The organism is Methylobacterium sp. Gmos1, assembly GCF_053764715.1.
In genome coordinates, this window is record NZ_JBSNCC010000006.1 from 292,355 (window position 1) to 313,603 (window position 21,249).

Here is a 21,249-nt window from a genome sequence, read left to right on the forward strand (position 1 = left end):
GGAGACCCGCCTCACGGCGAGACCGGCGCCCCGACCGCTTCGTGAGGTGCGGGCGCCGCCGCTTCGTCCGGCCGGCGGACCCGGAACCACAGGGCGTAGAGGGCCGGCAGGAACAGCAGGGTCATGAGCGTGCCGACGCCGACGCCGCCGATCAGCACGTAGGCGAGCGCCCCCCAGAACACCGAGTGGGTGAGCGGGATGAAGGCCAGCATCGCGGCGGCCGCCGTCAGGATGACGGGCCGGGCCCGCCGCACGGTCGATTCGACGATCGCCTCGTAATCCGACAGGCCCGCCGCGCGGTCGTGGTGGATCTGGTCGACGAGGATCAGGGTGTTGCGCATCAGGATCCCCGACAGCGCGATCAGCCCGAGGATCGCGTTGAAGCCGAAGGGCTGGTGGAAGATCAGCAGCGTCGGCGCGGCGCCCACCAGGCCGAGCGGGGCGGTGGCGAACACCATGAACATGGTGGTGAACGAGCGCACCTGGATCATGATCACGGTGAGCGTCACGATCAGCATCAGGGGGAAGACCGCCACCAGCGAGGCCATCGCCTTGGCGCTCTCCTCCACCGCCCCCGCATTGTCGATGCGGTAGCCGGCCGGCAGCCGGGCCTTGATCGGATCGAGGAGCGGCGCGACCTCGGCGTGGACATCCGGCGGCTGCCTGCCGTCGACGACGTCGCCCTGGACGCGGATATACGTGTCCCGGTTGTAGCGCTTGAGCACCGCATCCTCGCTGCGGCTCTCCAGCCGCGCGACCTGCGACACCGGCACCTGGCGCCCGTCCTTCGTCGCCAGCGTCAGGTCGCCGATGTCGCCGAGCGAGCGCCGCTCCGGGCCGGGGCTGCGCAGGAGCACGTCGACCGAGCGCAGGTTCTCGCGCACCTGGGTCGCCGGCGTGCCGGTGAGGTAGCTCTGCAGCTGCTGGCCGGCCTCCTTCGGCGTCAGGCCGATCAGCCGCAGCCGCTCCTGGTCGAGGACGAGGCGCAGGGTCGGGGTCTTGTCGCCCCAGTCGAGGTGGACCATGCGCATGCTCGGGTTCGTGGCCATCGCGGCCGCCACCTCGGCGGCGATGCCGCGGACGACGTCGAGGTCGGGCCCGACCACCCGGAAGGCGACCGGGAAGCGCACCGGCGGCCCGAACACGATCTGGAGCACCCGCACCCGCGCCTCGGGGAAGCGGCCCTCGTCGACGAGCCGGCGCACCTTGCCCCTCAAGGCGTCGCGGGCCTGCGAATCGGCGGTCTGGACGACGATCTGCGCGAAGGCGGGATCGGGCAGTTCGGGATCGAACGAGAGCACGAAGCGCGGCATGCCCTGGCCGATATAGCTCGTGATCTCGCGCGCCTCCGGCAGCGCGCGCACCGCCGCCTCGACCCGCCTCACCGTCGCCTCGGTGGTGCTGAAGGCCGAGCCCGTCGGCAGCGTCACCTCGACGATCAGCTCGGCCCGCTCCGAGTTCGGGAAGAACTGCTTCTCGACCCGGCCCATGGCGACTACGGCGGCGGCGAACGACGCCACGGTGATGCCGGCCGCCAGCCACTTGTGGTCGACCGACAGCCGTACGATCCGGCGCAGGCGCGCGTAGTTCTTCGTCGCGTAGATCGCCTCGTGCCCGCCCTCGACGCGTCTGATGTTCGGCAGCAGCTTGACGCCGAGATACGGCGTGAAAGTCACCGCCACGATCCAGGACACGATCAGCGAGAACGAGACCACCCAGAAGATGTTGCCGGCATACTCGCCCGCTGTCGAGGCGGCGAAGCCGATGGGCAGGAAGCCCGCGATGGTGACGAGGGTGCCGGTGAGCATCGGCGCGGCGGTGGCGCTCCAGGCGTGGGTGGCGGCCGAGACCCGGTCGGCCCCCTCCTCCATGCGCACCACCATCATCTCGATGGCGATGATCGCGTCGTCGACGAGGAGCCCGAGCGAGATGATCAGCGCGCCGAGCGTGATCCGGTCGAAGTCGCGGCCGGTCAGCATCATCACCACGAACACCGCGGAGAGCGTCAGCGGCACCGCGAGCGCCACCACGATGCCGACCCGGAAGCCGAGCGCCACGAGGCTCACCACGATCACCACGCCGAGCGCGGTGAAGAACTTCACCATGAACTCGTGGATCGCCTCGTCGATGACCTTCGCCTGGTCGGTGATCTTGGTGAAGCGGATGCCGGCCGGCAGCGCGCGGTGGATCGCCGCCTCCTCGGCGTCCAGGCTCTCGCCGAGGGTGAGGCCGTTGAATCCCGGCTTCATCACCAGGCCGAGCATCAGCGCCGGCTCGCCGTCGTTGCGGATCGCGAAGGCCTTGGGGTCCTCGTAGCCGCGCCGGACCTCGGCGATGTCGCCGAGCTTGAGGCTGCGCTCGCCCGCCGCCACCGGCAGCTCGCGGATCGCCTCGAGCCCGTCGATGGCGCCGTCGAGCCGGAGATACACCCGCGGGCCGGTGGTCTCGACGAAGCCCGCCGGCGTGACGTCGTTCTGGTTGGCGAGGGAGGCCAGGAGCTGCTGGCCGGTGATGCCGAGCGTCGCGAGGCGCTGGTAGGAGATCTCGACGAAGATCTTCTGGGCCTGCTCGCCCAGGATGTTGATCTTCTCGACGCCCGGCAGCCGCAGCAGGCGCTGGCGCAGGTCCTCGGCCCGCGTCACGAGGTGGCGGTGCGGCAGGCCCTCGGCCTGGAGCGCGTAGAGGGCGAAGTAGACGTCCGAGAACTCGTCGTTGAACAGCGGCCCGAGCACCCCGCGCGGCAGGCTGGAGGCCTGGTCGGAGAGCTTCTTGCGCGCCTGGTAGAACTCCGCCTGCAGCCTGCCCGGCGGCATCGCGTCCCGGAAGAACACCTTCATCAGCATCAGGCCGGGCCGGACGGTGGTCTCGACGCGGTCGTAGTAGACGAGTTCCTGGAGGCGCTTCTCCAGCGGGTCGGCGACCTGGCGCTGCATCTCGTCGGTGGTCGCCCCGGGCCAGGCGGCCGAGACCGCCATGGTCTTGACCGTGAAGGCGGGATCCTCCGCCCGCCCGAGCTTCTCGAAGGCGAATACGCCCGCGCCGGTGAGCGCGATGATCAGGAACAGCGTGACCGCCCGCTCGCGGACGGCCAGCGCCGAGAGGTTGAAGCCGCTCATCGGGCCGCTCCCGTCGGGTCGGAGGAGGCCTGCGCCGTCGGGCCGAGGGGCGCTTGGCGCACCTCCTGCCCGGCCTTGAGCAGGTGGGCGCCCAGCGCGACGATCCGCTCGCCGGGGCTCAGGCCTGCGGCGATCTCGGCGCTCTCCTCCGACAGGCGGGCGACGACGACGGGCTGGGCCGCGACGGTGCGGGTGGTGGCGTCGTAGCGCCAGACGGCGGCGCCCTTGCCGGAATCGAACAGGGCGGCGAGCGGCACCTCGACGGAGGGCGGGCGGCCGCCGTCCGCCGCCCGCAGGCGGAGCGTCACGGTGGCGCCGAGCGGCGCATCCTCGCCGCCGCCCGACAGGATGTAGCGCGCCCGGTAGGTCCGCGTCGCCGGATCGGCGGTGGCGGACAATTCGCGCAGCCGCGCCGGATAGGTCGTCTCGCCCTCGGCGTAGAGGGTGGCGAGGGCCGCGCCTGTGGCGAGGCGCCGGCTTCCCTCGGGCAGGAACACCTCCGCCTCACGCGCCCCGTCCCGGGCCAGCCTGACGACGGTCTGGCCGGCCGCGACCACCTGGCCCGGCTCGCTCGGCACCTCCATGACGACGCCGTCGGCATCGGCCTGGAGCTCGGCATAGCCGGCCTGGTTCTCGATCTGGCTCGCCTGCGCCTCGGCGGCGGCGAACTGGGCGGCGGCGGCGTCCGCCGCGGCCTTGTTCTGGTCGTAGGCCTGCCGCGAGGTCCAGCCCTCGGCGACGAGCTTGCGGCTGCGCTCCTCGTCGGCCCGCGCCTTGACCATCTGGGCCCGGGCGGCCTCGACCGACGAGCGCGCGGCGGCGAGCGCGAGGGTGAAGTCGGTGCGGTCGAGGCGCATCAGGGCCTGCCCGCGCCGCACCTGCTGGCCCGGATCGACGAGGCGCTCGAAGATCTTGCCGCCGACGCGGAAGCCGAGGTTGCTCTCGGTGCGGGCCCGGACGACCCCGGTGTAGCGCGCGCTCACGCCCGCACCCGGCGCGACCGCGACGGTCTGGACCAGGGGCGGCTGCGGGGTGACGGCGGTCTCGGCCGGCGAGCACCCCGCCAGGGCGATCACTGCGGCCCCGAGCATCCATCGCGTGTCCATCGACCCTCTCCCCTCGATCGGTGACGGGGCTTTTATATGATGTTCAACATCTATTATGGCACCCGGCCGGCGTCAATGGCCCCGCGGGCCGGTGGACCGGCGGCAGGCGGAGGATCGGCGCGCCGCGCCCTTGTGGAGAACGGCCGAGGCTCGTACCACGGGTCGGACGTGCTCGACGGGAAGACCATCGCGTCGGCCGGGCGGGCCGCTCGCGTCCCGAGAGAGGCAGCGGCAGGGCGTCATGGACGGCAGAACGATGACGGCACCGAGCGTCGCGGCACTCCCGGCCGAGGGCGGCGAGATGGGCGCCGCTTTACGCGGGCACGACTGGGCGGGTTCGCCGCTCGGCGATCCCGCATCCTGGCCGTGCGCCCTGACGACCCTCGTTAACGTGATGCTCGCCTCCGACCAGCCGATCTTCGTCGCCTGGGGGCCTGAGCGGACGCTCCTCTACAACGACTGCTACGCAAGGCGCCTCGGCGACCGGCACCCGGCGGCGCTCGGGCGCGACTACCTCGAGGTGTGGCACGAGGCGCGGGCCGCCCTGGCGCCCCTCGTCGCGGAGGCCTGGTCCGGCCGGCCGGTCCATGCGGGCGCCCCGGCCGAGGAGCGCGATCTTTCGCCCTGCCGCCTCTCCCTGGTGCCGGTACGCGACGCGGCCGGGATGGTCGCGGGCCTCTACGGCACCTGCATCGCGGTCGCCGGAACGGCGCTCGGCGAGAGCCGGCAGCGGGAGGCGGAGGCCGTGCTGCGCGACAACGAGGAGCGGCAATCCTTCCTCCTCGACCTCAGCGACACGCTGCGGACCCTGACCTCGCCGACGGAGATCGCCGAGATCGCGTCCCGGCGCCTCGGCGAGCGGCTCGGCGCGAGCCGGGTCTTCTACGCCGAGATCGACGGCAGCCTGATGCGGGTCGAGCGGGAATACGTCCACGGGGTCGGCTCGATCGTCGGCGAGCACTCGCTCGCGGCGTTCGGCCCCGACCTCCTGACGGCCTACCGGGACGGCGCGGTCGTCGCCGTCGAGGACGTCGCCGGGGATACGCGGTTCAGCGACGAGGCCAGGTCCGGCCTCGGCAGCCGGCAGGTCGGCGCCTTCGTCGACGTCGTCCTGTTCCGGGAGGACGAGTGGGTCGGCCTCCTCGCCGTGCAGAGCGCGGTCCCGCGCGCCTGGACCACGGTCGAGGGCAACCTCATCCGGGACGTGGGCGAGCGCATCAAGGCGGCGATCGAGCGCGGCCGCGCCGAGTCGGCCCTGCGCGAGAGCGAGGCGCACCTCGCGGCGATCTTCGCCGGCGCCTCGGTCGGGCTGTCGGAGGTCACCGCCGACGGCCGCTTCCTGCGGGTGAACACCGAGCTGTGCCGCATCCTGGGACGCCCGGCCGAGGAGGTGCTGACGCTCGGCGTCCTCGACGTGACCGATGCCGACGACGTCGGGGCGAGCCTCGGGCGGCTCGCGCACGCCGTCGCGACGGGGCGCAGCGCGGCCTTCGACAAGCGCTACCGGCGCCCGGACGGTTCGGCGATCTGGGCGAGCAGCAGCATCCAGCGCCTCGACGACGCGCACGGGACGCTCAAGAACCTGCTGGTCGTGACCGCCGACCTGAGCCAGCGCAAGGAGGCCGAGCAGCGCCTCGCCGACAGCGAGCGCCGGCTCCAGGACCTGAACGAGACGCTGGAGCAGCAGGTCTCCGACCGCACGGCGGAGCGCAACCTGTTCGCCACGATCATCGAGCGGACCGACGTCATGGTGATGGCGGCCGACCTCGACTACACCATCCTGGCGATCAACAAGGCCAATGCCGACGAGTTCGCGCGGATCTACGGCGTCCGTCCGAAGGTCGGCGACAACATGCTCGCCCTCCTCGCCGACCAGCCCGAGCACCAGGCGCAGGTCCGGGCCGGCTGGGGCCGGGGACTCGCGGGCGAGGAGATCACCGTGGTGGAGGAGTACGGCAACGCCGCACGCGCCTCCTACGAGATCAGCTTCCGCACCCTGCGCGACGCGCAAGGCGCGCGCATGGGCTGCTACCAGTTCGTCACCGACGTGACCGAGCGGCTGCGCAGCCAGACCGCCCTCGCCCAGGCCGAGGAGGCGTTGCGCCAGTCGCAGAAGCTCGAGGCGGTGGGCCAGCTGACAGGGGGCGTCGCGCACGACTTCAACAACCTGCTCACCATCATCCGCTCCTCGATCGACTTCCTGCACCGGCCCGACCTGCCGGAGGCCCGCCGGCGCCGCTACCTCGACGCGGTGTCCGAGACGGTCGAGCGGGCTGCCAAGCTCACCGGCCAGCTCCTCGCCTTCGCCCGGCGCCAGGCCCTCAAGCCGGAGGTGTTCGACGTCGGCGAGCGGGTGCGCGGGGTCGCCGACATGCTCGACACGCTGACGGGCGCGCGGGTGCGCGTCGCGACCGAGGTGCCGGACGCGCCCTGCCTCATCCGGGCCGACCTGAGCCAGTTCGAGACCGCGCTCGTCAACATGGCGGTCAACGCCCGCGACGCCATGGATGGCGAGGGAACGCTGAGCCTGCGCGTGTCCTGCGGCGTGGCGCTGCCGACGATCCGGGGCCATGCCGGATCGCCCGAGCCGTTCGCGGCGGTGAGCCTGACCGATACCGGCGCGGGCATCTCGGCCGACGAGATCGGGCGGATCTTCGAGCCGTTCTTCACCACGAAGGCGGTCGGCAAGGGCACGGGCCTCGGCCTGAGCCAGGTCTTCGGCTTTGCCAAGCAGTCGGGCGGCGACGTCGACGTGCACAGTAGGGTCGGGCGCGGCACCACCTTCACGCTCTACCTGCCCCAGGTTCCCTCCGAGGAGCGGCCGGAGAGCGCGCAGGTGCGGGCGGGCGGCCTGGCGCCGCTGGGGAGCGGCCAGCGCATCCTCGTCGTCGAGGACAATGTCGGCGTGGGCCAGTTCGCGACCCAGATCCTGGAGGACCTGGGCTACCGGACGACCTGGGCCGCCAACGCCGAGGAGGCCCTGAGCGAGCTCGCGCGCGACGGCGCCCGGTTCGACCTGGTGTTCTCCGACGTGGTGATGCCCGGCATCGGCGGCGTCGCGCTAGCGCGGGAGATGCGGCTGCGCTTCCCCCACGTCCCGGTGGTCCTGACCTCGGGCTACAGCCACGTCCTCGCGCAGTCGGACGCGCACGGCTTCGACCTGCTGCACAAGCCGTACTCCGCCGAGCAGCTCAGCCGCCTGCTGCACCAGATCCTCGGCCTGCGCCAGGATCGCGCGGTCCCGCTCGAGCGCGGTTCGATCGCGTCGCGACCGGACGCCGCCCTGGTCGTTTGACTTATGCCGCGGGAGAATGCCCGACGGCGGGAGAGCCTTTGATCGGCTCTCCATAGGGTGTCCGCTCGATCCGGTCAGATGAAGATCGAGCGGACCTGCGTCACTCCACGGTGACGGACTTCGCGAGGTTCCTCGGCTGGTCGACGTCCTTACCCAGCACCACGGCGGTGTGGTAGGCGAGCAGCTGCACCGGCACCGCGTAGACGATCGGCGCCACGACCGGGTCGAGGTCCGGCATCATCAGGGTGGCGAGCGTGTCGAGGCCGGCGGCATCGGCGCCGCGCGCGTCGCCGATCAGCACGATCTTGCCGCCGCGGGCTGCCACCTCCTGCATGTTCGAGACCGTCTTCTCGAAGGTCGCGTCGTGGGGCGCGATCACGATCACCGGCACCGCGTCGTCGATGAGCGCGATCGGCCCGTGCTTCAGCTCGCCGGCGGCGTAGCCCTCGGCGTGGATGTAGGAGATTTCCTTGAGCTTCAGCGCGCCTTCGAGCGCCATCGGGTAGGCGGTGCCGCGGCCGAGATAGAGCACGTCCCGGGCCTTGGCGATCTCGCGGGCCAGGACCTCGATCTCGTCCTCCTGCTTCAGCGCCTCGGCCATCAGGCCCGGCACCTTGATCAGCGCGTCGACGAGGCGCTTCTCCTGCGTCTCATCGAGGGTGCCGCGGGCGCGACCCGCCGCGAGCGCGAGGCACAGCAGCACCGTGAGCTGGCACGAGAACGCCTTGGTCGAGGCGACGCCGATCTCCGGGCCGGCCAGCGTCGGCACCACGGCGGAGGCCTCGCGGGCGATCGTCGAGGTCGGGACGTTGACGACGGCCAGCGTGTGCTGGCCTTGCGACTTCGCGTAGCGGAGCGACGCCAGGGTGTCGGCGGTCTCGCCCGATTGCGAGATGACGATCGTCAGCCCGCCCTTCTCCAGCGGCGGCTCGCGGTAGCGGGTCTCGGAGGCGACGTCGATCTCGACCGGCAGCCGGGCCAGCGTCTCGAACCAGTACTTGGCCACCAGTCCGGCATAGTAGGCGGTGCCGCAGGCGGTGATCGAGATCCGGCTCAAGTTCGCGAAGTCGAAGGGCAGGGCGTCGGGCAGGGCGACCCGGCCGGCGGCGAGATCGACGTAGTGGGCGAAGGTACGGCCCACCACCTCGGGCTGCTCGTAGATCTCCTTGGCCATGAAGTGGCGGTAATTGCCCTTGTCGACCAGGAAGGCCTGCGTGGCGATCTTCTGGCGCGGGCGGGCGACGACGTTGCCGGCGACGTCGCGGATCTCGGCGCCGTCGCGGGTCAGGATGGTCCAGTCGCCCTCGTCGAGGTAGGTGATCTCGTCGGTGAAGGGGGCGAGCGCGAGCGCATCGGAGCCGAGATAGGTCTCGCCGTCGCCGAAGCCGACCGCGAGCGGCGCGCCGTGGCGGGCGCCGATCAGGAAGTCCTCCTCGCCGGCGAACAGGAAGGCGAGCGCGAAGGCGCCGCGCAGGCGCGGCAGCGCCGCCTCGACGGCGGAGACGGGGCCCAAGCCCGTCCGCATCAGGTGGCTGACGAGCTGGGCCACCACCTCGGTGTCGGTCTCGGTCTCGAAGACGCAGCCCTCGGCGGAGAGCTCGGCCTTCAGCTCGCGGAAGTTCTCGATGATGCCGTTATGAACCACCGCGAGGCGGTCGGTGGCATGCGGGTGGGCGTTGGTCTCGTTCGGCCGGCCGTGGGTGGCCCAGCGGGTGTGGCCGATGCCGATCGCGCCCGCGAGCGGGTTCTGCAGCAGCTTGAGCTGCAGGTTCGACAGCTTGCCCTCGGCGCGGCGGCGCTCCAGCCGGCCGGCCTCCAGGGTGGCGATGCCCGCCGAGTCGTAGCCGCGATACTCGAGCCGGCGCAGCGCGTCGACCACCTGTCCCGCAACGGCATTCCGGCCGACGATTCCCACGATCCCGCACATGCTCACCGCCTCACGTCTCGCCCGCAGAGTGTCCCGCCGCGGGACGCCCCGGCCCTTATGCGGAGCATTGCGGCAGGATTCCTGCCGCACCGCACCACCACGCTCGCAGCGCTTCTAGCGGACCCGCCGGCGATCCGGCGAGTCAACTTGCGTAACGGTTTGTGACGGCCAAGGTTCACCGCAGGGTCGTGGCACGGTTGACGGACCGTGCGCGGGCGGCCGGGCGGCAGGTCCGCCCGGCCCGGCCGATCAGGGCATCAGCACGGTGTCGATGACGTGGATGACGCCGTTCGACTGCATCACGTTGCCGATCGTCACCCGGGCGGTGTTGCCCTTGTCGTCGGCCACGAACAGCCGCTTGCCCTTCTGCATGACCGTCAGGGTCTGGCCCGCGGCAGTCTTCAGCTCGGCCTGGCCGCCGCCCTGCTTCACCAGCCCCATCAGGTCCTTGGCGGTGTAGGTGCCGGGCACGACGTGGTAGGTCAGGATCTTGGTCAGCGTCGCCTTGTTCTGGGGCTGCACCAGGGACTCGACCGTGCCGGCCGGCAGCTTGGCGAAGGCGGCGTTGGTGGGGGCGAACACCGTGAACGGCCCGGGGCCGGACAGGGTGTCGACGAGACCGGCGGCCTTCACCGCGGCGACCAGGGTGGTGTGGTCCTTCGAGTTGACCGCGTTCTCGACGATCGTCTTCGAGGCGTACATCGGCGCGCCGCCGACCATCGGGTTCTTCGCCTGGGCGGCACCGGCGGCCGTCGCCAGCGCGAGGGCGAGAACCAGGGTGCGGGCGTGGGTCCGGATCGTCATGGAATCGTTCCCGTCTCTCGTATCGGCCCCGCTCTCGTCGGGGTCGGGGGCCGGTACGGGGGGCCAGACGGGAAAGTTTCAGAGCCGCGCGATTTTTTTCGTGCCGCCGCGAATTTTTCCGTGACGCCTACTCGCGCACGAGGCGGCCGCTGTAGACCGCCGGCCCGGTCGGGGCGCCCGAGGGCGAGCCGCCCGCCGGTTCCAGGGTGACGGCGAGGCTCGCGCCGTCGAGGAGCCCTCGATCGCCCGCCGGCAGGGACAGGCGGGTCCCGGCCGCATCCTGGACGAGGCCGAGCGAGCGCGGGGCGCCGGAGGCCGGAACCACCCAGAGCTCGAGGCTGCGGTCGCGGGGCGCCTCGGCGGCGAGCGCCCGGACCTGGACCGTGCCGGCCCGCGGATCGACCCGCACCACCAGGGCCGGCAGCTCGCCGCCCCGGTTCACCACCGCGAGGTACTGCCCCGAGTCGGCGTTGGGCGAAAGCAGCGCGGACGCGAGGCGCTCGACGGCGATGAACAGGGCGAGGCCGGCCGCGAGCGCCCCCGCGGCAAAAGTGGCGCCGCGCCAGCGCCGGAGCGCCGGGCGCAGGTCGACGACGGGAACGGCGGGACGCGGCGCCCCGTCCGGCGAGGCTGCGGCGGCCGAGTGCGCGGCGGCCGAGTGAGGGGCGGCCAGGTGAGCGGCGATGCCCGCCCAGGCGCCGGGCGGCGGCGCGACCTCCGGCACGGCCCCGGCCAGGGGCGCGAGGCGCGCCTCCCAGGCCCGCTCGGCCGCCCGAAGCGCCGCAGACCCGGCGCGCTCGCGCCGATAGGCCTCGCGCTCGGCGGCGCTCAGGGTGCCGAGCACGTATTCGGCCGCCCGCAGGTCGGTCTCGTCGGGGGCGCTCATGTGGGTGGCGCTCATGCGGTCGCGTCCAGGCAGCCTCGCAGCGACGCGAGCCCGCGATGCAGCCAGGTCTTCACGGTGTTGACCGGTCGGTCGTAGCGCACGGCCAGCTCCTCCCGCGACAGGCCTTCGCAATAGGCCCGCACCACGCAGTCGCGCTGCGCCGGCTCCAGCCGTTCGAGGCAGGCGAGGAGCGCGTCGCGGCTCAGGAATTCCGCCTCCGGGTCCCGCGGATCGGCGACGCGGGCGAGCCAGTCCTCCTCCTCGTCGTCGCTCGCCGGCATCAAGACCTCGCCCTTTTGCCGCACCCGGTCGATGGCGCGGTGTCGCGCGATCGCGGCGAGCCAAGCCATCGGCCGTCCCGCCTCCGGGGCGTAGCCCGCCGCATTCTGCCAGACCCGCAGGTAGCAATCCTGCAGCACGTCCTCGGCGGCGCCCCGGTCCCGGACGATACGCAGGATCAGGCCGAAAAGTTTCGGGGCCGTGCGGTCGTAGAGCGCCCTGAGCGCGTCCTGCCGGCCCGCCGCCACCTGGGCGATCAGCTCGGCCAGCGCCGCGGCCTCGGACGTGCCGGGCGGGTCTTCGTGGGAACGGTCCTCGACGCGCCGCATCGCCTGAAGGTCTCCGGGGACGCGCCGTCCCCCCTGGCCCCGCCATAGATCAATCGTGCGCCAAGGACCATCGGGCGATGGGCCGGGATGGGGCCGCAGCGCGCCTTCCGGCGCGGCCGGGATCTGCGCCATGATGCCGGTCGCGCGGGCCCGCACGACGAAGAGGCCCGACTTGGGGGAGGCCCGCCATGATCGCCGCACCGACGGAGGGCACCGCGCTCCCGTTCCCGAAGACGCCGTCCGAGACCATCACGGTCCTCGCCCATTACCACCGGGCCGAGATCGCCCGGATGGCCGGCTGGCGCGACCGGATCGACCGCACCACCAACTGGGCGATCACCGTCATCGCCGCGATGCTGTCGGTCTCGCTCTCGACGCCGACGGCGCATCACGGCGTGCTGCTGTTCGCGATGCTGCTGGTGATGCTGCTGCTCGGCATCGAGGCGCGCCGCTACCGCTTCTTCGCCGTCTACCGCACCCGGGTGCGCCAGCTCGAGCGGCACTACTACGCCGAGGTCTTCGCTCCCGGACCCGCGCCCGATCCCGGCTGGACCCGGCTGCTCGCCGAGGACCTGCGCCACCCGATGTTCCACGTCAGCCTGCGCGAGGCCTTCGGCCGGCGGCTGCGGCGCAACTACGGCTGGATGTTCGCGATCCTGCTCCTGGCCTGGGTGCTCAAGATCACCTCGGCCCGGCTCCAGGAATCCGGACCGCCGGCGGGCGTCGCCGAGACCGCGCACGGGATCCCCGAGATCCTGGCCGGGGCCGGCCTCGGGCCGCTGCCGGGCTGGCTGGTGATGGCGGGCGTCGCCGTCTTCTACGCCTGGCTCCTCGCGGCGGGCCTGCGGGCGGGCCGCCGCGACCCTGACGACGGGTCGGTGCACGTGTGAGCGCGCCCCCTCGCGTGAGGGCGCACACTCACCCCTTGGTCGGCTTCGCCCACCCGGTCTTGATCACCTGCCGCCCGCGGCCGATCGCCAGCGTGCCGGGCGGCACGTCGTCGGTGATGACCGAGCCGGAGCCGACGAAGGCGCCGGCCCCGACCGTCACCGGCGCGACGAGCGCCGAGTTCGAGCCGACGAAGGCGCCGGCGCCGATCACCGTGCGGTGCTTGTTCACGCCGTCGTAGTTGCAGGTGATGGTGCCGGCGCCGAGATTGGCGCCCTCCCCCACCTCGGCGTCGCCGACGTAGGAGAGGTGGTTGACCTTGGCGCCCGCCCCGATCGCGGCGTTCTTCACCTCGACGAAGTTGCCGATCCGGGCGCCCTCCTCCAGCACCGCGCCGGGGCGCAGGCGGGCATAGGGGCCGATCTGGACGCCGGGGGCGAGCCGGGCCCGCTCCAGGTGCGAGAAGGCGTGGATGGTGCACCGATCGCCGACGACGACGCCGGGGCCGAACACCACGTGGGGCTCGACCACCACGTCGCGGCCGAGCGCGGTGTCGTGGCTGAAGAACACCGTCTCGGGGGCGATCAGGGTCGCGCCGGCCAGCATCGCGCGCCGGCGCAAGGTGGCCTGCACCGCCGCCTCGGCGTGGCTGAGCTGCACCCGGTCGTTGATGCCCTGCGCCTCGGCCTCGGCCACCGGCACCACCGCGACGGTCAAGCCGTCCGCCACCGCCAGCGCGACGGCATCGGGCAGGTAGTACTCGCCGGCCGCGTTGGCGTTGCCGATTCGCTCCAGGAGCGAGAGGGCGTGGGCGCCCGAGAGCGCCATCAGCCCGGCATTGCACAGGGTGACGCGGCGCTCGGCCTCGCTCGCGTCCTTCTCCTCGCGGATCGCCGTCACCCGGCCGTCCTCGACCAGCACCCGGCCGTAGCCCGTGGGTTTTTGACTCTCGAAGGCCAGAACCGCGACCGCGGCGCCGGCGCTGAGCGGCGCGCGCAGGCGGGCATAGGTCTCGGGCGTGATGAGCGGCGTATCGCCGAAGGCCACCACCACGTCGTCGGCGCCCTCCGTGAGCGCCCGGCGGGCCGCCAGCACGGCGTGGGCGGTGCCGAGGCGCTCCTCCTGCGGGAAGGTCTCGGCGCCGGAAAACCCCGCCACCACCCGGGCGACGTCGTCGCGGCCGGGCTCGACCACCACGGCGAGGCGCCCCGCCCCGGCTGCCGCCACCGAGGCGAGGACGTGGGCGAGCATCGGCCGGCCGGCGATGGGGTGGAGCACCTTGGGCAGGTCGGAGCGCATCCGCGTGCCCTTGCCGGCGGCAAGCACGACGGCGAGGAGGGAGCGGGCTCCAGCGGGCGCGGGCGCGCCTGCGGACTTCGTGCTGGCGGTCATCGGCGGCCTGTCAATCGTCTCTGGACGTGTCGTCACTGCGTGGCGCCACCGTCTAGCCGATCGCCCCGGATCGGCAAGAGTATCGGCGAAGCCGTGGCAAGAGCATCGGCCGGGGGCGCGGCGCCCCCGGCCCCCTGACAAAAGCCCCCCGATGTTGCGGCCCCCCGGAACGCGATTCTTAACCCCCGGTTCATCACGGACCGTGGTAAACGGCCGACGCCCTCCTCCCCGAATCCGGGTTTCCCTGCACCTGATGACCGCGCCCCCGTACGCATCGCCCTCCCGCCCCGTCCTCGACCGGCGCGCCGTGCTGGCGCTCGCCGGCGGCCTCGCCGCGGCCGGCGCGGCGGGGGCGCAGCCGGCGGAGCCGGCGCCGCTCTCGGACGGGCAGCGCTTCGATCCCGGCCAGGTGGTCGAACTCGCCCGCGCGCTGGCCAAGAAACCCTACGCGGCGCCCGCCAACGACCTGCCCGAGCCGTTCAAGGACCTGAACTACGAGCAGTATATCGGCGTGCGGGCGCAGGCCTCCGCCCTGCTCTGGGCCGGCGAGGGCCGCGGCTTCGTGGTCGAGCCGCTGCACCGCGGCTTCGTGTTCACCACGCCGGTGGCCCTGCACGCGGTCGAGGACGGGGTGGTGCGCCGCATCGCCTATGACCGCAACCGCTTCACCTTCGGCAAGCTGAAAGCCCCGGAGGAGGGACGCGACCTCGGCTTCTCGGGCTTCCGGCTCTACGCGAGCTTCAACGGGGCTGCCCCGTCGGACTGCGCGATCTTCCAGGGCGCCTCGTTCTTCCGCGCGCTCGCCGCCGGGCAGAGCTACGGCGTCACCGCCCGCGCCCTGACCCTGCGGCCGGCGGAGGCCAAGGGTGAGGAATTCCCGCTGTTTCGCGCCTTCTGGCTCGAGCGGCCCGGCGCCGGCAGCGGGCAGATCGTGATCCACGCGCTGGTCGACTCCGAATCCGCCACCGCGGCGCTCCGCATGACCCTGCGGCCGGGCGACGCCACCATCGTCGACGTCGAGGCGACGCTCTGCCCGCGCACGACCCTCGAGCATGTCGGCATCGCCGGGATGACCGGCGCCTACCTGTTCGGGCCGACCGACCGCCGCGGCGTCGACGACGCCCGCCCCGCCGCCCACGAGGTCGACGGGCTCCAGATCCGCAACGGCTGGGGCGAGGCGATCTGGCGCCCGGTGCAGAACCCCGAGACCCTGCAGATCTCCGCCTTCATGGACCAGGACCCGAAGGGCTTCGGGCTGATCCAGCGCGCCCGCGCCTATGCCGACTACCAGGACGACGTGCAGCGCTGGGAGAAGCGCCCGAGCCTGTGGATCGAGCCGCTCGGCAGCTGGGGGCCGGGCGTGCCGCAGCACGGCTGGGGGGCCGGCGCGGTGCAGCTGATCGAGATCCCGAGCGAATCCGAGGTCAACGAGAACGTCCTGGCCTACTGGCGTCCCAAGGATCCGGTCGCCAAGGAGGTCGCCTTCAGCTACCGCCAGTTCTGGTGCTGGAGCGTGCCCGGCGCGCCCCCGCTCGCCGCCTGCTCGAGCACCCGGATCGGCAAGGGCGCAGGGGGCAAGCGCCGGCTCTTCCTCGTCGACTTCACCGGCGAGGCGCCGTTCGCCGACGGCTTCGACCCGAACGCGCTCCAGATCGCGCTCCACACCGCGCCCGGCAGCATCACCCGCCAGCGGGTCTACCCGTACCCCGAGCGCAAGACCGTGCGGGCGGTGTTCGAGCTCGATCCGGGCAACGACACCTCCTGCGAGCTGCGCCTGGTCGTCAAGGCCGGCGACAAACCCGTCAGTGAGACATGGCTGTATCGGTGGACCCCGTGACCCTCGCACCAGACCTCGACACGCTCCGCCGCGACGCCGAGCCCTTCGCGACCAGGCCTCTCGCGGTCGCGCCTGCCGTGCCGGAGGAATCGCCGCTGGCCATGCCGGTGCAGGACCTGCACGCCTGGTCGGAGGCGCAGGCGCACCAGGTGCCCGGCCGCCGGGCGCCGTGGGGGGCCCGCGCCTTCGTGTTCGGCGGCGGCCTCGCGCTGACGGTCTACGGCGCCGTGCAGATGTACGAGGTCGTGTCGGTCGCGGGCTCCACGACCTGGTTGCAGTGGCTGCTGCTGGCGCTGTTCACCCTCAACTTCTCGTGGATCGCGCTCGCCTTCACCTCGGGCCTGCTCGGCTTCCTGGCGCTGCTGCGCCGGCGCCGGCCGGAGGTGCCGCTGGCGCCGCTCGCCACCCGCACCGCCGTGGTGATGCCGGTCTACAACGAGGCCACCGCCCGCACCTTCGCGGCGGTCGAGGCGATCCGCGACTCGATCGAGGCCACCGGCGAGGGCGCGGCCTTCGACTACTGGATCCTGTCCGATTCGACCCAGGCCGACGCCTGGATCGCCGAGGAGCGGGCCTATCTCGCCCTGCGCGAGCGCCTCGGCGAGGGCGCCCGCCTGTACTACCGCCACCGGCAGAAGAACCACCACCGCAAGGCCGGCAACATCGCCGACTTCGTCACCCGCTGGGGCGGGCACTACGACCACATGCTGGTCCTCGACGCCGACAGCCTGATGAGCGGCGACTGCGTGGTGACGCTCGCCCGCGCGATGGAGGCAGACCCGGATTCCGGCATCATCCAGTCGCTGCCGCTCATCATCAACCGCAACACGCTGTTTGCCCGGGTGCAGCAATTCGCGGCCCGGATCTACGGGCCGGTGATCGCCACCGGCCTGTCCCTGTGGTCGGGCCGCGACGGCAATTACTGGGGCCACAACGCGATCATCCGCACGCGTGCCTTCGCCGACCATTGCGGGCTGCCGGATCTCTCCGGCAAGCCGCCCTTCGGCGGCCACGTGCTCAGCCACGACTTCGTCGAGGCGGCGCTGATCCGGCGCGCGGGCTGGAGCGTGTACATGCTCCCCGAGCTCCAGGGCTCCTACGAGGAGAGCCCGCCCTCGCTGATCGACGTCGCGATCCGCGACCGGCGCTGGGCGCAAGGCAACCTCCAGCACAGCCGCATCATCGGCACGGCCGGCCTCAAGCTCGCCTCGCGCCAGCACTTCGCCACCGGCATCGCCGGCTACCTCGCCTCACCGCTCTGGGCGGCGCAGCTCGTGGTCGGCATCGCGCTCGCCCTCCAGACCGCCTACATCCGTCCCGAATATTTCTCGACCGAGTTCCGCCTCTACCCGGTCTGGCCGCGCTTCGACCCGGTGCGCGCGCTCCAGCTCTTCGGGATCACCATGGGCATCCTGCTCGCCCCGAAGCTGTTCGGGCTGATCCTCGGGCTCTTGGATGCCACCGTGCGGCGCGCGAGCGGCGGGGCGGCGCGCCTCGTGCTCTCGGCCCTGATCGAGACCCTGCTCTCGGCCCTGATCGCCCCGATCGCCATGCTGGTGCAATCCGGCTCGGTGATCCAGATCCTGCTCCGGCGCGACGCCGGCTGGAACCCGCAGCGGCGCGACGACGGCTCGATCCCGCTCTCGGACATCGTGCGCCGGCACCGCTGGCACACCATCCTGGGGCTGGTGGCCGGCATCGCGGCCTTCGCCATCGCCACCTCGCTGTTCCTGTGGATGTCGCCCACGATTCTCGGCCTCGTGCTGGCGATCCCGATCTCCTGGGCGAGCGGGCAATTGGCCCTCGGCCTCGCCCTCAAGCGCGCCGGCCTCCTGATGACGCCCGAGGAGCGCGAGCCCCCGGCGATCGCGGTCGCCGCCAGGGCGATCGAGGCGCGGAACGCCGCGCTCGGCTACGACGATGCCGACGGGGTGCGGGCGCTCCACGCCGATCCCGACCTCCAGGCCGGCCACCTCGCCTTCCTGCCGCCCGCCGAGCCCCGCCCCCGCGGCGCGCCCCAACCCGACCACGTCATGGCGCAGGCCAAGGTGGTCGAGGCCGAGACCATCGACGAGGCGGCGGGCTGGCTCAACGCCAAGGAGAAGATGGTGCTGCTGCACGACCGCGCCCTGCTCGACCGGCTGGCGCGGCTCGGAGGGTAGCCGTCCCACGGGCGCTCGCTCTGCGAGACAGGTCGGACAATCCTCCATCGGCATCCCGGGGCCGCGACAGCGGAACCCGGGATCCATGACCGCCGAGGATCCAGGACGGGTCGGAACGCTGTCGCCTCATCCGCGGAGGCCAGCATGAGCATTCCGCTTCCCGGTGGGTGTCGTCAGCCCGCCGGATGCTCCCGCTCCATCACCGGGAAGCACCGCACCCGTCCGGTCGCGCGCCACCTCGGCCGGATTAACCGTTAAGCGCGCGAGCGGCGCAAGACCGCGCCATGACCAGCCGGCGTCCCGGATCGACGAAACCGCGCGCGGCCGAGAGGGGAGCACCGTCTCCCTCGGGCCATACCGAGACCACGAAAGATCACCCGGATCTTAATCCCGCCGATTCGAGGATAAAAGTCTCCGCACCGAATGCTTGTCGCTGCACCGCACGGCATCGTAAGCCAGAGGCAACAAACCGAATCGGGAGGGATTGATGAGCGTTTCAGCGCATTTCGTTCGACCGATCTACCCTCAGGCCGTGATCGTCTCGCTCGCCGGCTACCTCGCCGCGGCGGTGATGTGCGCCGACCGGCGGGCGGTCGAGCGCTGACGGCGTCCGGAGCCTGCGCGATCGGCTCCCCATCCCTCTGGCCTCCGCACCGACGACTCTCCCCGTCAGCGTTCAACTGATCGATTCGTCCCACCCACACCCTCATCCCGAGGTGTGAGCGTTGCGGCCTCGGAATGAGGGTGTGGGTGGGATGGAAAGCGTCTCGAGACGCCAACCCCGCGCGCCGAACAGGCTCACAGGCCGGGGCTCGCCGAGAGGCGAGACGTGGGAGGGCCGAGACGTGGGAGGGCAAAGAGGGCTTCGAAGTCGGTCGGCCCTCTCGCCCCAGTCCCTCAGGCCGCGAGCCGCGGCCGGTCGCGGCGGTAGCTGTCGATCAGGCCGGCGGGAATCGCCTCCGGCGCCGCGTCGATGGCGGCCTCGCTCGCCAGGGCGCGGGCGAGCATCCGGGCCTCGTCGCGGGCCGCCTCGGCGTCGAAGCGGTTGAGGAGCGCGACGATGGCGTGGGAATCGGCGAAGGGCAGGCGCTCGCAGGCGGTCACCGCCCGCTCGATCATCCGCCGCGACAGGCCGGCGCCGGTGCTCTCGGAGAAGCCGCTCGCCTCCTCGTGCCAGGCGGTCATCGCCGCCGCGAAGGCGGGCTCTAGGGCGGGCGGCAGGCCGGCCCGGCGGTAGAGCGCCGCCATGCCGCTGCCGCGCGGATCGTGCAGCAGCCCCGCCACCCGCTCGGCCGAGAGTCCCGAGAGCTCGGTCAGCGCCGCCTCGGTGAAGCCCATCCGGCCAGACAGCATCGCCCGCAGCATCAGCCCAGGGGTAAGCTGGGCGGCGGCGCGCAGATGCGCGACGAGGCGGCGCAGGTCGGCCCGGTCCGAGCCGTCGGCGAGCCCGAGGGTCGCGCGCTCGCGCGCCTCCCGGGTCACCCGCTCGCTGCGCTCGCGCGAGAGCCAACCGCAGCCGCTCACGAAGGCCGACAGCGCGCTGGCGAGGCGCGCCGTGACCGCTTGGCGCACGTCGAGGGGCAGGTCGGCCCGGGCGAGCAGGGCCTCGCGCAACGCGGCGTCCTCGCCGTGGCGCTCGACCATTCGCATCAGGCTGCCGCGGGTGATCTCGGCGCCCGGGTTGGCCGCGAGCGCCGCGAGCGCTCTGGCGCCGGCGATCTCCGCGAGCGCCCCGCACAGCATGGCGGAGAGGTGGGGCCGCCCGGCGATCGCGACCCGGCCGGCCTCGTCGCCGACGGCGGCGCAATCGACGAGGTCGGCATCCGACAGGACGGGCGAGCGCGCCAGCACCATGCCGGCGATCTCGGACTGGTCCTGGGCGAGCGCCACCACCAGGGTCCGGGGCGCCTCCGCGGCGTTGGCGCAGGCCTCGGCGAGCGCCCGCCGCACCAGCGGCGAGGGATCGTCGAGGAGCGCCGTGATGGCGGTCTTCGCCTCCCAGCGCGCCGCCGGGTCGAGCTTGGCGTAGAGATAGGCCCGGGCGAGCGCCGAGGCCGCCTCGGCTCGGCGCCCGGCGGATTCGTGCTGGGTCCAGAGCAGGAACTGGCGGATGATCATCGGCGCGGCTCCGTGACAGTCTTTTTAGGACTGGATCGAGGAAGGCGTGGCGGCGGCGCGGTGGCGCCCGCCGAATTCCCGCGGGCGGGCCGGCGGCAGCGGCACGCCGGTCGCCGCGGGGTCCTGGAAGGTATCCCGGAGGGTGTCTTGAGTGTCGGCTGGCGCGCTCGGCACGGGCGCCGCTGAAGCGACCACCGGCCCGTCGCTCGATCGCGGGAAGTAGCTCGGCGCCGCGGCGCCGGCGCTCCGGCTGCCCCACAGCTTGGCGACGCTGTCGGAGACGGGTCCCCGACGGGCATCGGTCTGGAACAGCGAGCGCAGGCCGCTGCCGGCCTCGGGGGCGTAGGCGGTCGGCGCGGCGGCCTGGGCGGTGAGGGTCGCGGTCGCCGACGGGACGGCGGGGCTGGTGCCGAGCACGGCGTAGAGCTCGGAGGCGCTGCGGGCCCGGCCGCTGCGGTCGTAGAACAGGCCGCGGTTGCCGGCGGCGGCCTCGGGCAGGTCGGCGGCGGCGGAGCGCCCGGGCGCGCCCTCGGCGGCGCGGATCAGGGTCAGCGCGCCGCGCACGCCGAGGAGGTGGGCGGCGTAGAGGTCGGCCCGGTTCGGCTCGCGGCCGAGCGCGTCCGAGAGGGCATCGGCGTTGCGCCGGGTCAGCGCGCCGGCCATCGCCGAGGCGACCTCCGGGTCGCGCCGCAGGTCGAGGATCGCCTGCCGGGCGGCCGGATCGCTCACCGTGTAGCCCCCAGACGAGCGGGCGGTGATCGCGTCGGCGTAGGAGCCGAGGCCGAGCGACGGGCCGTCCTGCTTCATCACCCCGAGCCAGGTCTGCTCGATGAACTGGAACAGGCCGGTGGCCGAGGACGAGCCGGCCTTGGCGCTCGGGTTGAGGCTCGATTCGCGCTGCGCCGTCGAGAGCAGGTAGTCGAAGGCGGCGCCGGTCTTCTCGGCCCCCTGGCGGATCGCGTCGATCACCGGATTGCCCGCGGCGGCGCGGCCGGTGCCCTGGGCGGCGCCCTGGCTGGCAGTCCCTTGCGACGGCGTGTTGCTGAACAGGAACATGGCGGCCCGGTGGAGCGGCACCGCAAGGCGCGGGCCGGCTCTCTCTCAGGCGCC

Annotated in this window: 13 protein-coding genes; 4 read left to right on the forward strand and 9 right to left on the reverse strand. The window is 72.7% G+C overall.

What is annotated here, in order from left to right:
• Positions 1 to 11: 11 nt before the first annotated feature.
• Both ACS5PV_RS15200 and ACS5PV_RS15205 read right to left on the reverse strand, forming a co-directional pair.
• The gene (locus ACS5PV_RS15200; RefSeq protein WP_455396164.1) at positions 12 to 3,116 is read right to left on the reverse strand and encodes an efflux RND transporter permease subunit; all 3,105 of its coding nucleotides are present in this window, start codon (positions 3,114 to 3,116) and stop codon (positions 12 to 14) included.
• Complete coding sequence (locus ACS5PV_RS15205) at positions 3,113 to 4,222, reverse strand: efflux RND transporter periplasmic adaptor subunit (protein ID WP_455396165.1); 1,110 nt, start codon at positions 4,220 to 4,222, stop codon at positions 3,113 to 3,115. Before ACS5PV_RS15205 ends, ACS5PV_RS15200 begins: the two co-directional genes overlap by 4 nt.
• 256 nt (positions 4,223 to 4,478) lie before the next feature.
• Between ACS5PV_RS15205 and ACS5PV_RS15210 the strand changes: the two genes are divergently transcribed.
• A complete protein-coding gene (locus tag ACS5PV_RS15210) occupies positions 4,479 to 7,517 on the forward strand; it encodes a PAS domain-containing protein (protein WP_455396166.1) in 3,039 nt (1,012 codons plus the stop codon).
• A gap of 100 nt (positions 7,518 to 7,617) precedes the next feature.
• Here ACS5PV_RS15210 and glmS read toward each other — a convergent pair whose 3' ends face one another.
• From glmS to ACS5PV_RS15230, 4 genes are all read right to left on the reverse strand, one after another.
• The gene (gene glmS, locus ACS5PV_RS15215) at positions 7,618 to 9,444 is read right to left on the reverse strand and encodes a glutamine--fructose-6-phosphate transaminase (isomerizing) (protein ID WP_455396167.1); all 1,827 of its coding nucleotides are present in this window, start codon (positions 9,442 to 9,444) and stop codon (positions 7,618 to 7,620) included.
• 249 nt (positions 9,445 to 9,693) lie between these two features.
• Positions 9,694 to 10,248 carry a fasciclin domain-containing protein gene (locus tag ACS5PV_RS15220; RefSeq protein ID WP_455396168.1) on the reverse strand — a complete coding sequence of 185 codons (555 nt, stop codon included), beginning with the start codon at positions 10,246 to 10,248 and terminating at the stop codon, positions 9,694 to 9,696.
• A gap of 127 nt (positions 10,249 to 10,375) precedes the next feature.
• Entirely contained in the window at positions 10,376 to 11,149 is a 774-nt protein-coding gene (locus ACS5PV_RS15225; RefSeq protein ID WP_455396169.1) for an anti-sigma factor, read from the reverse strand.
• Positions 11,146 to 11,742 carry a sigma-70 family RNA polymerase sigma factor gene (locus ACS5PV_RS15230; protein WP_455396170.1) on the reverse strand — a complete coding sequence of 199 codons (597 nt, stop codon included), beginning with the start codon at positions 11,740 to 11,742 and terminating at the stop codon, positions 11,146 to 11,148. Before ACS5PV_RS15230 ends, ACS5PV_RS15225 begins: the two co-directional genes overlap by 4 nt.
• A gap of 188 nt (positions 11,743 to 11,930) precedes the next feature.
• On the opposite strand from ACS5PV_RS15230, the gene ACS5PV_RS15235 reads away from it, so the two are divergent.
• The gene (locus tag ACS5PV_RS15235) at positions 11,931 to 12,632 is read left to right on the forward strand and encodes a DUF2270 domain-containing protein (RefSeq protein WP_455396171.1); all 702 of its coding nucleotides are present in this window, start codon (positions 11,931 to 11,933) and stop codon (positions 12,630 to 12,632) included.
• A 28-nt stretch (positions 12,633 to 12,660) separates the two neighbouring features.
• Here the strand turns inward: ACS5PV_RS15235 and glmU are convergent, their stop codons facing one another.
• A complete protein-coding gene (gene glmU, locus ACS5PV_RS15240) occupies positions 12,661 to 14,022 on the reverse strand; it encodes a bifunctional UDP-N-acetylglucosamine diphosphorylase/glucosamine-1-phosphate N-acetyltransferase GlmU (RefSeq protein WP_455396172.1) in 1,362 nt (453 codons plus the stop codon).
• A gap of 253 nt (positions 14,023 to 14,275) precedes the next feature.
• On the opposite strand from glmU, the gene ACS5PV_RS15245 reads away from it, so the two are divergent.
• The gene (locus ACS5PV_RS15245) at positions 14,276 to 15,859 is read left to right on the forward strand and encodes a glucan biosynthesis protein (RefSeq protein WP_455396173.1); all 1,584 of its coding nucleotides are present in this window, start codon (positions 14,276 to 14,278) and stop codon (positions 15,857 to 15,859) included.
• Positions 15,835 to 18,021: a glucans biosynthesis glucosyltransferase MdoH gene (mdoH, locus tag ACS5PV_RS15250; RefSeq protein ID WP_455396174.1), complete on the forward strand. Its 2,187-nt coding sequence runs from the start codon at positions 15,835 to 15,837 to the stop codon at positions 18,019 to 18,021. The genes ACS5PV_RS15245 and mdoH overlap by 25 nt, the downstream gene beginning before the upstream one ends.
• Before the next feature lie 897 nt (positions 18,022 to 18,918).
• Here the strand turns inward: mdoH and ACS5PV_RS15255 are convergent.
• Together ACS5PV_RS15255 and ACS5PV_RS15260 are read right to left on the reverse strand one after the other, a co-directional pair.
• On the reverse strand, positions 18,919 to 20,139 hold the full coding sequence (locus ACS5PV_RS15255) for a DUF2336 domain-containing protein (protein WP_455396175.1): 1,221 nt from the start codon (positions 20,137 to 20,139) through the stop codon (positions 18,919 to 18,921).
• Positions 20,140 to 20,163: 24 nt separating this feature from the next.
• Complete coding sequence (locus ACS5PV_RS15260) at positions 20,164 to 21,195, reverse strand: transglycosylase SLT domain-containing protein (protein WP_455396176.1); 1,032 nt, start codon at positions 21,193 to 21,195, stop codon at positions 20,164 to 20,166.
• Positions 21,196 to 21,249: the final 54 nt, after the last annotated feature.